Origin of the sequence: Micromonospora sp. NPDC023966 (genome assembly GCF_040639095.1) — a bacterium.
Classification (GTDB): Bacteria; Actinomycetota; Actinomycetes; order Mycobacteriales; family Micromonosporaceae; genus Micromonospora.
In genome coordinates this window covers 16222-28817 of record NZ_JBEZZJ010000044.1, presented here as the reverse complement: position 1 = coordinate 28817, position 12596 = coordinate 16222, and the positions used below count along the sequence as shown (strand labels likewise).

8 protein-coding genes and 1 pseudogene are annotated in these 12596 nt (G+C 69.9%); 2 read left to right on the top strand and 7 right to left on the bottom strand.

What is annotated here, in order from left to right; translation table 11 throughout:
* The first annotated feature begins 60 nt into the window (after positions 1–60).
* On the top strand, positions 61–2517 hold the full coding sequence (locus tag AB0F68_RS31900) for a glycoside hydrolase family 2 protein (protein WP_357344992.1): 2457 nt from the start codon (positions 61–63) through the stop codon (positions 2515–2517).
* A 30-nt stretch (positions 2518–2547) separates the two neighbouring features.
* Here the strand turns inward: AB0F68_RS31900 and AB0F68_RS31895 are convergent.
* The 7 genes and pseudogenes from AB0F68_RS31895 to AB0F68_RS31865 all read right to left on the bottom strand — a co-directional run bounded on the left by AB0F68_RS31895 (position 2548) and on the right by AB0F68_RS31865 (position 10215).
* Positions 2548–3341 (bottom strand): IS5 family transposase gene (locus AB0F68_RS31895; protein WP_357345046.1). Its coding sequence is split into 2 segments (ribosomal slippage): positions 2548–3005 and positions 3005–3341, totalling 795 coding nucleotides; the frame shifts between segments, so codons are not numbered across the junction.
* 110 nt (positions 3342–3451) lie between these two features.
* A pseudogene (locus AB0F68_RS31890) lies at positions 3452–4138 on the bottom strand (transposase); the annotation flags it as partial.
* A gap of 268 nt (positions 4139–4406) precedes the next feature.
* Positions 4407–5435, bottom strand: coding sequence for an acetylxylan esterase (locus AB0F68_RS31885; RefSeq protein WP_357344990.1), 1029 nt, complete (start codon positions 5433–5435; stop codon positions 4407–4409).
* A gap of 104 nt (positions 5436–5539) precedes the next feature.
* On the bottom strand, positions 5540–7042 hold the full coding sequence (locus AB0F68_RS31880; RefSeq protein ID WP_357344988.1) for an aldehyde dehydrogenase (NADP(+)): 1503 nt from the start codon (positions 7040–7042) through the stop codon (positions 5540–5542).
* Between the two features lie 112 nt (positions 7043–7154).
* Positions 7155–7928 (bottom strand): IclR family transcriptional regulator, encoded by a 774-nt coding sequence (locus tag AB0F68_RS31875; RefSeq protein WP_357344986.1) that lies wholly within the window; start codon positions 7926–7928, stop codon positions 7155–7157.
* Positions 7929–8143: 215 nt separating this feature from the next.
* Positions 8144–9481 carry a hypothetical protein gene (locus tag AB0F68_RS31870; protein ID WP_357344984.1) on the bottom strand — a complete coding sequence of 446 codons (1338 nt, stop codon included), beginning with the start codon at positions 9479–9481 and terminating at the stop codon, positions 8144–8146.
* 38 nt (positions 9482–9519) lie between these two features.
* Positions 9520–10215 carry a helix-turn-helix domain-containing protein gene (locus AB0F68_RS31865; RefSeq protein WP_357344983.1) on the bottom strand — a complete coding sequence of 232 codons (696 nt, stop codon included), beginning with the start codon at positions 10213–10215 and terminating at the stop codon, positions 9520–9522.
* Positions 10216–10292: 77 nt separating this feature from the next.
* Here AB0F68_RS31865 and AB0F68_RS31860 point away from each other — a divergent pair, with 77 nt between their 5' ends.
* Positions 10293–12512 (top strand): FAD-dependent oxidoreductase, encoded by a 2220-nt coding sequence (locus AB0F68_RS31860; RefSeq protein WP_357344981.1) that lies wholly within the window; start codon positions 10293–10295, stop codon positions 12510–12512.
* The last annotated feature ends 84 nt before the right edge of the window (positions 12513–12596 follow it).

Sequence of the window (12596 nt, the reverse complement as noted above, 5' to 3'; positions counted from 1 at the left end):
AGTGCGCCGATGACGATCGGTGAGATCGGCTCCAGCACACATGGAAGGCATGGTGACAGCGTGAACCCGTTGCACGAGGGCTGGTCCCTGCGGGCCGTACCCGGACCGCAGGTGCCAGCCGCCATCGCCGGCCGCGCCATACCGGCCACCGTCCCCGGCTGCGTGCACACCGACCTGCTCGCCGCCGGGCTGATCCCCGACCCGTACCTCGACGACAACGAGCGGGCGCTGGCGTGGATCGGACGCACCGACTGGATCTACACCACCGCCTTCGACCACGCGCCGGGCCGTGACGACCGGATCGATCTGGTCTGCGCCGGCTTGGACACGGTCGCCACGGTGAGCCTCAACGGCGTCGAGGTCGGGCGGACCGAGAACATGCACCGCGGTCACCGGTTCGACGTCGGCGCGCTGCTGCGCGCCGGCGTCAACACGCTGGCCGTACGATTCGACTCCGCCTACCACTACGCCGAGGCGCACCGGGATCGCCTCGGCGACCGGCCCAACGCCTACCCCGAGCCGTTCAACTTCATCCGGAAGATGGCCTGCAACTTCGGCTGGGACTGGGGTCCCACCCTGGTCACCGCCGGCATCTGGCAGGCGATCGGGCTGCACACCTGGTCCGTCGCCCGGCTGGCCACGGTCCGTCCGCTGGTGACCGTGGACCGGCGCGACGGGCGCGTGGAGCTACACATCGAGATCGAGCGGGCCGCCGACGTACCAGTCACCGTGCACGCCGCGGTGGCCGGTACGGCCGGCGCGGTGATGATCCCGGCCGGGGAACGAACAGCCGTAGTGGCACTCACCGTCCCCGAACCGGATCGGTGGTGGCCGCGAGGGTACGGCGAGCAACACCGCTATCCCCTGACGGTCACCCTGCTCGGCCCCGAAGGGCAGACGCTGGACACGTGGTCGCGGCGGATCGGCTTCCGATCGGTACGCCTGGACACCGCCCGCGACTCGCACGGGACGGCCTTCACCCTGTCGGTCAACGACCTGCCGGTGTTCGTTCGCGGCGTCAACTGGATACCCGACGACGCGTTCCCGGCTCGGATCACCCGCCAGCGACTGGCGCAGCGGCTGCGGCAGGCCGTCGACGCCAACGTCAACCTGCTGCGGGTCTGGGGCGGCGGCCGGTACGAGTCCGAGGACTTCTACGACCTCGCCGACGAGCTGGGGCTGCTCGTGCAACAGGACTTCCTCTTCGCCTGCGCCGCCTATCCGGAGGAGGAACCGTTTCCCTCGGAGATCAGCGCCGAGGCCACCGAGCAGGTGATGCGGTTGGCTAGCCACCCCTCACTCCTGCTGTGGACGGGCAACAACGAGAACTTCTTGGGCTGGCACGAGTGGGACTGGCAGGCACGGCTCGCCCGCCGCAGCTGGGGACGCGGCTACTACCTGGATTTGCTACCCCGCATCGTCGGCGAGCTGGACCCGACCCGCCCGTACTGGCCCGGCAGCCCGTGGTCGGGCAGCGAAGAGATCCACCCAAACGACCCGGCCCACGGCACCATGCACGTCTGGGACGTCTGGAACACCGACGACTACACCAAGTACCGGGAGTACGTGCCCCGCTTCGTCGCCGAGTTCGGGTACCAGGCGCCGCCCGCGTACGCGACCCTGCGCCGGGCTCTCTCCGACGACCCGCTGACGCCGGACTCCCCTGGCATGACACACCACCAGAAGGCGGCCGACGGCGACCTGAAGCTCCGCCGAGGTCTGGCCGCGCACCTGCCGCAGCCCCACGACTTCGACGACTGGCACTGGCTGACGCAACTCAACCAGGCGCGCGCGATCAGGCTCGGGGTGGAACACTTCCGCTCCCACCGCGAAGTCTGCATGGGTACCATCCTCTGGCAGCTCAACGACTGCTGGCCCGTGACGTCTTGGTCCGTTGTGGACGGCGACGGTCGACGCAAACCGGTCTGGTACGCGCTGCGCCGCGCCTACGCCGACCGCCTGCTCACCATCCAGCCCCGCGCCGGCGGACTCGCCCTGGTCGCCGTCAACGACGCCCCCGAACCGTGGCGAGCCACCGCCTCGGGCGCCCGGCTCACCCTGGCCGGCGAGCCGAGGGCAAAGATGCCACTGGAGCTGAACGTACCGGCCTGGTCCACGGTGACGCTCGCGCTGACGCAGGATCTGACCAGGCCCGACGACGCCCGGGCCGAGCTATTGGTCGTCGACGCCGGGGACTACGCCGAACGGGCGCTCTGGTTCTTCGCCGAAGACAAGGACATTTCCTGGCCGACGCCGCAGTACGACGCCGTGGTGCAGCCGACCGCGGACGGGAACCGAGTCCGCGTCACCGCCCGGACCATACTGCGAGACCTGACCCTCTTCCCCGACCGGCTACACCCCGCGGCGACCGTGGACGAGGCGCTGGTCACCCTGCTACCCGGCGAGTCCGCCAACTTCACCGTGCAGGCCCCCACTCCCCTCGTTCCATCCGACCTCACCCGCCGCCCCGTCCTGCGCTGCGGCAACGACCTGAACGGCGAACACGTCACGGCCTGAGGACCGCGGCGATCCGGACTTTAAGAGGTCCTAACAAAGTCGTGCGACGTGTCGGTACGTGATGATGCAGGTGGCGAGGGCGAGGAAGGCTTCGTGGATGTCGTCGCGGCGCTCCCAGCGGATGCGTAGCCGTTTCATGCCGTGGTACCAGGCGATCGTTCGTTCGACGACCCATCGGTACACGCCGAGTCCGGAGCCGTGGGGCTGGCCTCGGCGGGCGATGCGCGGGCGGATGCCCTTGGCGCGTACCGCCTTGCGGTACTTGTCGTGGTCGTACGCGCGGTCGCCGAACAGCTGGTCAGGGCGCTGGCGGGGCCGGCCGCGGCGGCCTCGGACGGGCGGGATCTTGTCGATCAGCGGGAGCAGTTCGGTGACGTCGTGGCGGTTGCCTCCGGTCAGGGACACGGCCAGGGGGATGCCGGCGCCCTCGGTCAAAACGTGATGCTTCGAGCCCGGGCGGGCGCGGTCGACCGGGCTCGGCCCGCTTTTGGGCCACGTCGGGCGGCCCGCACATGCGAGGAGTCGATCACGGCGCGAGACCAGTCCAGCTTCCCGGCCGCCTGCAGCTCGGCCAGCAGCAGCTCGTGCAGCCGCTGCCACACCCCGGCCCGGTTCCACTCCTCCAGGCGCCGCCAGCAGGTCATTCCCGAGCCGAACCCCAGCTCCTGGGGCAGGAACTCCCACTGGATGCCGGTGTGCAACACGAACAAGATCCCGCACAGCACCTGCCGGTCCGGGATCCGCTTACGCCCCGGGTGCCGCGGGTTGCGCTCAGGTTTGGGCAGCAACGGCTCGATGCGCTGCCACAGCCCGTCCGGCACGATCCACGGCGGCTGCTCACCACGCCTCACGGCCCAACATCGTAGATCAGCTTCTACAGGGGACGAAAGATCCAAAGATCATTTTGTTAGGACCTCTAAGTGGCCACGCAGAATGCCAGCTGGACCAGCTCACCGGTCACCCGGGCCACGGTCTGCTGGGCCTGCTCCCGGTTGACCGCGCCACGCAGGTGCAGTTTCGAGGCCAGCTGGCGGACTTTCCGGCTGGCGCTGCGCCGGCGGTCGCGAAACCGAGTCCGGGTGGCGCCGCCAGCAGCCTTGACCCGCGCGACGATCCGGCCCATCTTGCCGATCGCCATGGCAAGGAGCCCGGAGTCGTTCGGGTACTCGACGTCGGCCGACACCACCGTGGTGTCGGTCCGCACTTTTCCCAACCGGATCAGTCCCTGCTCGTTTGCCTTGACCAGCAACGCCTCGTTCAGCTGCGCGACCACATCCGCCCCACACCGGGCGGTGGTCTTCATCAACGTGGTCGGGTGCGGCACCACAGCGTCGATGTCGATGCGGCAGAACCGCCGCCAGGAGATCGAATCGGCTACCTCCCGGCGCAGCGTCTCGTAGCCGAGCTGGTAGCGGTGCTTGCGGAACATCAACCGCAGATAGGTTTCCACCGGCACGCTCGGGCGACCCAACCAGGCGTCGAAGTGATCCCGGAACGGAGCGAAGAACCTCTCGTCGTCCAGCAACTCATCAACCCGCTCCAGCTCCGCCGGAAGCCGCAGGCACACCTCCGGCAGCACCGACTCCCACAACGACGGCTGCACGTTGCTCGTACGAAGCATCAGATCCCTTACGCCGCACCGATCTCCCCACGCCGACCAACGACAACGAGGCCAACCACGCAGCGCGCAACCAGCCTCGTCGATCTCTTTTCAGGTCGAAGTAGCTATGCCGCGATTCGCCGGGAGGTGCCGAGCCTCATCGGTATCAACGTCGACGGCGGCGACGCAGCGTGGTTCGCAGCGATGCGGGACTACGCGGGCGACCTGGCCATCTTCGTCCCGGGGCATGGCTTGGCGACCGGCCTTCGGCATGGCGCCGCAGGCTGCCTCAAGCCTGCCCCGCGGCCCGTGAGCCCGAGGGATCGCCGGCGGGTTCGGACTCGGCGCCGGCCAGCACGTTCCGCAGCCACCTGATCTGCTTCACACGCTGCATGCCAGCGCCGCCTTCGTGCCCGTTGTACGGCCACACCGCGATATCCTTGCCACCCGACGCGTAGTGGTTGTAGGCAGCGAAGACCGTCGATGGTGGACAGACATTGTCCATCAGCGCGACCGAGAAGAGCGTCGGAGCGCTGGCGCGAGCGGCGAAGTTGATCCCGTCGAAGTAGCGCAGCGTCGCGAACACCTGGTCGACGTCACCGCGGTGGGCCTTCAGGTACGACACCAACTCGCCGTACGCGAGGGCGTCGGTGATCTCGGTGGCGCGCCGGTAGTGGCACAGGAATGGCACGTCGGGCATGGCGGCGGCGAGCCCGTCGACCAGGCCGGCGACGGCGAGGGTGATCCCTCCGCCCTGGCTGCCGCCGGCGACCACCACCCGGTCCGGGTCGACCCTGGGGTGCGCCCGCGCCGCGTCGACCGCGCGGACGCCGTCGGTGAAGACCCGGCGGTAGTAGTAGTGGTGCGGGTCGGCGATGCCGCGGGTCATGAAGCCGCGGGCTTGAGGCAGGCCGACCGGGTCGGGGTCCGGCGTGTCGCCCACGAGCGAGCCGTTGCTGCCCTGCCCCCGGGTGTCCATGACGAGGTGGGCGTAACCGGCGGCACTCCAGGTGAGCCAGTCGTGCGGCAGGCCGCGCCCGCCGCCGTACCCGATGTACTCGACCAAGCAGGGCAGTCGGCCGCTCGCGTGCCGGGGCAGCAGGAACCAGCCGCGCACCGGCTGGCCGGCGAAACCGGGGAATGTGACGTCGTAGACCTCGACGGTGGACAGGCCAGCGTCGTAGGGGACGAACCGGGCGGGCCAGTGCGCGGCTCGCGCCTCCTTGAGAGTGATGGCCCAGAAGTCGTCGAAGTCGGTCGGCTCGTCGCGGGCGGGCAGGTAGTCGCGTAGACGATCCAGTGGCCAGTCGACGAGCATGGAGTTCTTCCCTTCGACGTGCGGGCGTTACAACCTAACAACCTAACCAACTTGCCGTTCACGCGGCAGTGCACTCGATCGGCCTTACCCCGGCCGGTAGACGCTCAGGCAGGGACGAGAACACCGTCGATGCGGCGGGGAAGCCCCGTGGTCCCGTCGCGCAGCTCCGCGGGCAACGCGGACTCGGGCGCGTCCTGCCAGGTCAGCGGGCGGAGAAAGCGACGGATCGCAGTGGCCCCGACGGACGTGTACAGAGAGTTGGTGGCCGGCCAGCCGCCGCCGTGGTGCTGCGCCCACGACACCGCTACGCCGGTGGGAAATCCGTTGTAGACGATCCGTCCGGCCCTTTCCTCCAGTGCCCGCCGCACGGCCGGTTCAATCGGCGACTCGCCCGATCCGGTCTGTAGCGTGGCGGTGAGCGACGACGGCAATCGGTTTAGGGTGGCGACCAGGGAGGCCGAGTCGCAATAGCGCACCACGACCGCGACCGGTCCGAACGTCTCCTCGAGCATCCGGTCGGTGAGCTCGGCCTCGTCCACCTCCAGCAGCTCGGCGACGACGCCCCGCCCAGCCGGGCGTCCCGACGCCACCCAGACGACGGCGGCCTGGGAGGTTATCTCGTCGAGCCTCTGGCCGAACGCGGAGGCGATGCCGGCGTTGAGCATCACCACCGCGCGCTTCTCGCGGACGGCCGCGGCCGCCGCCGCGACGACCGCGTCGCCGGCACGACTGACCGGTACGAACGCCAACCCCGGTTTGGTGCAGAATTGGCCGCCGCCGAGCGTGAATGAGGCGGCAAAGCCGGTGCCTATCTCGGCCGCGCGTTCCTCGGCAGCGGCCTCGGTGACGACCATCGGATTCACGCTGCCGAGTTCGCCGTAGAACGGGATGGGAGCCGGCCGCTCATCGATGAGCCGCATGAGGGCCTCGCCGCCACGCCGCGATCCGGTGAATCCGACCGCCGTGATCGCCGGATGCCGGACCAGTCGTCCACCGGCTGCGCGGCCGAACACGATGCCGATGGTGCCGTCCGGGGCGTCGGCCGACGCCGCCGCGCCGCGAAGGATGTCCGCACACAGCTGCGACGTCGCCGGATGTGACTCGTGCGCCTTGACCACGACCGGGCAGCCGGCGGCGAGGGCGGAGGCGGTGTCGCCCCCGGGGACGGAGAACGCCAGCGGAAAGTTGCTGGCGCCGAATACGGCGACCGGTCCAGTGGCCACCAGCATCCGGCGCAGGTCGGGACGATGGCCCATCGCGGTAGGCCCGGCATGGTCGATCGTGGCTTCGAGGAAGCCGCCATCGTCGACGACGTCGGCGAAGAAACGCAGCTGGTAGCAGGTCCGGGTCAACTCGCCGTGGAGGCGTTCGGCGCCGAGGGCGGTCTCCGCGTCCGCGGTCTCGACCACCTTGTCGCGCTGGGCCTCGAGCGCGTCGGCCGCGGTTCGAAGCAGCCCGGACCGCCAGCTCCGGTCGCGCTCCCGAATCACGCGGTACGCCTTGGCGGCGAGGTCACAGAGCGCATCGGCCTGATCGTCGGTGGTCGCGGGGCCGACCACGGCCAAGACCTCACCCGTACGCGGGTCCACGCTGTTCACATCACTCATGCGTTTCGTCTCCTCGGTCGGTTCGGCCGGCTCGATGCTTGACGGCGGGCATGCGCTCCCCCAATGCGGGCGGTAACTGAGCCGAGCCGTCGCCCCCGCCGGCGCCGAGGCCCTACCGGATGCCGGCCCGCCGCAGCGCGGCGGCAAGACGCCTGGTGTGCGTCGTGATCGCCTTCACCACCCGGTCCGGTTCCTCGCCCTTGGCGAGGTGGAGCGGCATCGAACAGGAGATCGCGTCCGTGGCCGGGATGCGGTAGTCGACCGCCGTCGCCACGCAGGCCACGCCCTCCGTACCCTGCTCCTGTTCGAACGACCATCCCCGGCCGCGGACCGCCTCGAGTTCGACGTGCAGTGCGGTCCGGTCGGTAATGGTGCGCTCGGTGATCGCGACGAGCGGCTCTGGCAGCAGCTCGTCCACCTCGCGCGGGGTCAGCCCCGCCAACAGCGCCTGGCCAAGGGCGGTGACGTGGGCGGGTAGCCGACGGCCGACGCGGGACACCACCCGCACCGAGTCGCGCGCCTCCCGGCTGGCGAGGTAGATCACGTGCGCCCCGTCCAGGCGCGCGTAGTGAACGGTGTAACCGACCTCGGCACGGATGTCTTCCAGCGTCTCGTACGCGTAGGCCAACACCGGATCGCGGTCCAGGTAGGCGGTCCCGGACAGCAGGGCGTGCGGGCCGACGCCAAACGTCGACCCGTTCGGGTCCGCCTCGATCCACTTCAACTCCCGGAGCGTGCGCACCAGGGCGTGCAGGCTCGACCGCGGGTATCCCGTCCGGTCCTGCAGTTCGGCCAGCGTCAGCCGGTGCTGCGCGGCGGCGAGTACCTCCAAGATGCGTACCGTCCGCTCGGCCGACTTGACCAGTGAGATCTCGTGCTCGCTCATCACGTCACCGCGTTCCTCTGGGGCCGGTTTCTCTATCGATACTCGTGGTCCTCGATCAGATCGGCCATCATACCGGACAACAACGCCACCTTTGACAGCATGCCATACCTGAACACCACATCCACAAATGTAGACGGACGTTCTGTCGCGCCACCGCCACGACCCATGCCCTGTGATCCGCCCGCGCCAGCTCGCGGCACGACCGAAGCGCGATGTCAGGTGTAGAAGAACTGGGCGCTCGCGACCGTGTCGGTGTCGCTGACCAGCCGCACCCAATGGGCCGAGAAGCCGGTTGGGAACGTCCGGGTAACCGCCGCCCCAGGTCCGACGGACAGGCTCTCGTACCGGCTGAACCGCCCGTGCCCGTGGAAGTCGATTTCGATCTGCACCGTCACGGGGCGCTCGCCCTGGTTCTCCACGTGCAAGCACTTGTGTTCGAAGCCCGTCATCAAGTACGGGTCGGACGGCACACCCGCCGTGACAGACGACTGCCACCAAGGCCCGCCCCAGCCCTTCGGCTTGCCGAAGGACCACAGATCATCGGTCTTACCGAACCAGAGACCGGACTGGGGTTCGGCGGTCGTCGGATTGAGGTCGCCGCTGGGTGAGGCGTTGTCGGCACCGAGCACCAGCATGCCCCGCCACGAACAGAAGTCGCCGAGCACCCATAAGTGAGTTGAGATGGGACGTACACCCCAGACACGCCCGCCGTACGCCCACGGCGACAGCTCGTAGAACATCCCGTGGTGGTCCATGAGGAACCGCTCGTGCTCCACCTCGCGGATACGCGGCCACTCGGTCTGCCACTTGTGGTCGAAACAGTGGGAGGCCTTCGGCAGCCGGTAGGTCGTCCACCGGCCGTCAGCTGCGGTGTACACCGCCAATATTGCGGACGCCTGGTCCCAGCCGGCCGCCATGATGGTGCCGCCGAACTCGCCACGGCCGCTGATCGCCGTGAAGGGCTTGCGGTCGAGAACGGTCCACCGGGTCCCGTCGAACTCGGCGAGCCGGCCTTGGGCGCGGTCGCCGACCCAGTCGCGCTCGTCGTACTCGTTGGAGCAGACGACGAGTCGACCGAAGCCGGTGTAACAGTCCTTGTAGTGGACCCGGCTCTCCCCCTCGGTCACGAGTTCCCGGTTCAGGTCGGCGATCTGCCGGCAGGCGAGGGTACGCAGATCGAGCTCGAACAGCTCGCCCTCCATGCACAGCACGTACACCAGGCGGTCCGGGTCGGTCAGGTGGCGCGCCGTGCCGCAGGTGCGCAGCGGGACCAGCTCGGGCACCGTCCGGACGCGATGCTGCGCGTCGATGACGTGCGGTCCGATGACGAGTTGGTTGGTCGGGAAATGCACGAACCGGTTGGCGTAGGTGCCATCCACCCCGGCCGTCTCGGGCACCAGCTCCATCGACAGGTCGGGGCCTATCCGGCGCAGGCTGGTGCCCGACCCGGTGGCCGCCTTGTGCGAGGTGTAGTTCAACACGTACAGCCGGCCCGCCCAGGGCATCAGACAACCGACGCCGATCTCGCTGCGCGGCGGCCCGAGGTCTGCCACCTGGGCCAAGTGGGGAAACACTCCAGACACGGACAACATCACTCGTTCCCCTCACCCGGCGCGCCGATCTCGGCCGCGGCATCCCGCAACGCGGCCACCAACTCGGGCACCCGCGCGTCGGGAAACTCGCCCGAGAGGCCGAGGGCCGCGTCGCCACCCTCGATCACGACGGCGACCGTCCGGTGTCGGCGGTCTGTGGTGACAAGGGCGTAGTTTTGCGTCCGGATCCGCGCCAGCGCCCCGGACAACTCGTCCGACGGGCCGTATTGGTCGCTTATCGACTCGTCGGGCTGCCGGGCGAGCAGGGCCATGCCGATGCCCGTGGCGGTCGCCGGGTGCAACCCCACCCGGCCAAGCGCGTGCGCGGCGGTCATCCCCGGCTCGGCGTGGTAGAGGTAGCTGGTCTGGTCCCGCCAGAGCACGCCAAAGGCGACAATCAGCCCGAACCGGTGCAGCTCCTCCAACGGCCCGATCGCCCGGCGGATCAGCTTCGAGCCGAACAGGCTCTGCGCCGCCAGCACGTGTATCGCCGGGCCGGGCCGGTATCGGCGCTGCGCGTCCTGCTCGGCGAGACCGAGATGGGCCAGCGTCTTGAGTAGCCGGTTGACCCGGGTCGGCTCCAGACCCAGCGTACGAGCCAGTTCGCGGTTGCCGACGGCCTCGCTGGACGAGGCGAGGGCCTGCAGGCAGGCCAATCCGTCGATCAGCGACTGGTTGGGCTGCGCCGGAAGCATGTTGCTGTTATAGCATCGCGCTCATGCATGGTCAATTACAGCGGGAACCCGCCGTCGCGAGCCGTACCCCCCGGACCGTGACCGTCTCGGCCGACCTGGTCGTGGTCGGCGGCGGCATCGCCGGCCTCTGCGCCGCCATCGCCGCGGCCCGCCGCGGCGCCCGGGTGACCCTCGTCCAGGACCGACCCGTGCTCGGCGGCAACGCCTCCAGCGAGGTACGGCTCTGGCTCAACGGGGCCCTCTCCCACGGGCACAACAACAACCGGTGGTCTCGGGAGGGGGGCATCGCCGACGAGATCCTGGTGGAGAACCTGTACCGCAATCCGGAGGGCAACCCCGTCCTCATCGACGGCCTCCTGCTGGAGAAGGTGCTGGCCGAGCCGAACATCCGCCTGCTGCTCAACACCGCCGTCGACGGGGTACGGATGGCCGCGCTGGACCGGATCGCCGCGGTCAGCGGGTTCTGCGCCCAGAACTCCACCCGGTACGAGCTGGCCGCCCCGCTGTTCTGCGACGCCTCCGGCGACGGGATCGTCGGCTACCTCGCCGGCGCCCCCTTCCGGATGGGCTCCGAGGCGCCGGACGAGTTCGACGAGCCGATCGCCCCCGACGGCGGCTTCGGCGGCCTGCTGGGCCACTCGATCTACTTCTACAGCCGGGACACAGGCCGGCCGGTCCGGTTCGTGCCGCCCGCGTTCGCGCTGGACGACATCACCCGGATCCCGCGCTACCGCAGCTTCTCCACGAAGGAGCACGGCTGCCGCCTGTGGTGGATCGAGTACGGCGGGCACCTGGACACCGTGCACGACACCGAGGAGATCAAGTGGGAACTGTGGCGCGTGGTCTACGGGGTCTGGAACCACATCAAGAACTCCGGCGACTTCCCAGACGCCGAGACGCTCACCCTGGAGTGGGTAGGCCTGATCCCCGGCAAGCGGGAGGGCCGCCGGTTCGAGGGTGACTACATGCTCACCCAACGCGACGTGCTGCAGCGGCGACGGCACCACGACGCGGTCGCCTACGGCGGCTGGTCCATCGACCTGCACCCGGCCGACGGCCTGTACGGCACCCGTGCCGCCAGCCGGCACCACCACGCGCCCGGCGTCTACCAGATCCCCTACCGGAGCCTGTACAGCCGCGACGTGGCCAACCTCTTCCTTAGCGGGCGGCTGATCAGCGCCAGCCACGTCGCCTTCGGCAGCACCCGGGTCATGCTCACCTGCGCCCAGGTCGGCGAGGCGGTCGGCGCCGCAGCGGCGCTCTGCGTCGCCGAGGGCACCGACCCGCAGGCCTGGTCGGCCCCGGATCGGGTGGCACAGCTACAGCGCACGCTACTGCGTGGCGGCGCGCACATCCCCGGGTCGCCACTGGCCGATCCCGACGATCTCGCGCGGACCGCTACCGTCACTGCGACCAGCCGTCTGCGGGTCGCCGAGCTCGCGCCCGATGGGCGGTCGGCCCCACTGAGCCGGGCCCGAGCCCAACTGCTGCCCCTGGCGCGCGGGCCCGTACCGGCCGTCACCGTCCGGGTCGACGCGACCGAGCGCACCGAGCTGGTCGTGGAGCTGCGCCTCGGCGACGCCCCGGACAGCTACACCCCGGACGCCGTTCTCGACCGCCGTTCCGTCTCCCTGCCCGAAGGCCTCGACCAGCCGGTCAACGTCCAGTTCGAGGCCACGCTCGACGAGCCCCGGTACGCGTTCGTGTGCCTGCTCGCCAACCCGGCCGTCGCGGTGCGGACCAGCGCCGCCGAGTTGTCCGGGCTCGCCGCGCTCCAGCACCGGAGCACCCAACCCGGCGAGCCGGAGGCGGGCGTGCCCGAGGTCGAGTTCTGGGCGCCGGACCGGGACGCGCCAACCCGGGCGCTCGCCCTGCGGCTCGACCCTCCGCTGGACCCGTTCCGCCCGGAACAGCTGACCAATGGTCATCGCCGCCCCACCGACCGGCCCAACGTCTGGGTCGCCGACGCCGCCGACCCGGATCCCCGGCTGGTGCTGCGCTGGGATCGGCCGGTCATCGTCGGCCGGCTGGTGCTCTCCTTCGACACCGAGTTCGACCACCCGATGGAGTCCGTCCTGCTGGGGCATCCGCACCCCGACACCGCGCTTTGCGTCCGGTCGTACGAAATCCTCGACGACGGCGGCCGGACCCGCGCCAAGGTGACCGGCAACCGGGCCACCCGCAACGAGATCGTCCTCGACGATCCGGTCACCACGAGCGAACTCAGTGTCCGGGTCACCGAGCCGGGCGTTCGCGGCCCGGCCACGGTCTACGAGGTCCGCTGCTACGAACGGTGACGCGGCGGCCCCGCCGATGCGTGCACGCATCGGCGGGGCCCCGGCCCCCGTGTGGGGCCCGGGGGGCCGGGACCCCCGGCCCCG

Excerpts from the sequence above, each read along its gene's own strand:
- AB0F68_RS31885 (WP_357344990.1), bottom strand. The coding sequence starts at position 5,435 with ATGCTCGTCGACTGGCCACTGGATCGTCTACGCGACTACCTGCCCGCC.
- AB0F68_RS31880 (WP_357344988.1), bottom strand. The coding sequence starts at position 7,042 with ATGAGTGATGTGAACAGCGTGGACCCGCGTACGGGTGAGGTCTTGGCC.
- AB0F68_RS31875 (WP_357344986.1), bottom strand. The coding sequence starts at position 7,928 with ATGAGCGAGCACGAGATCTCACTGGTCAAGTCGGCCGAGCGGACGGTA.
- AB0F68_RS31865 (WP_357344983.1), bottom strand. The coding sequence starts at position 10,215 with ATGCTTCCGGCGCAGCCCAACCAGTCGCTGATCGACGGATTGGCCTGC.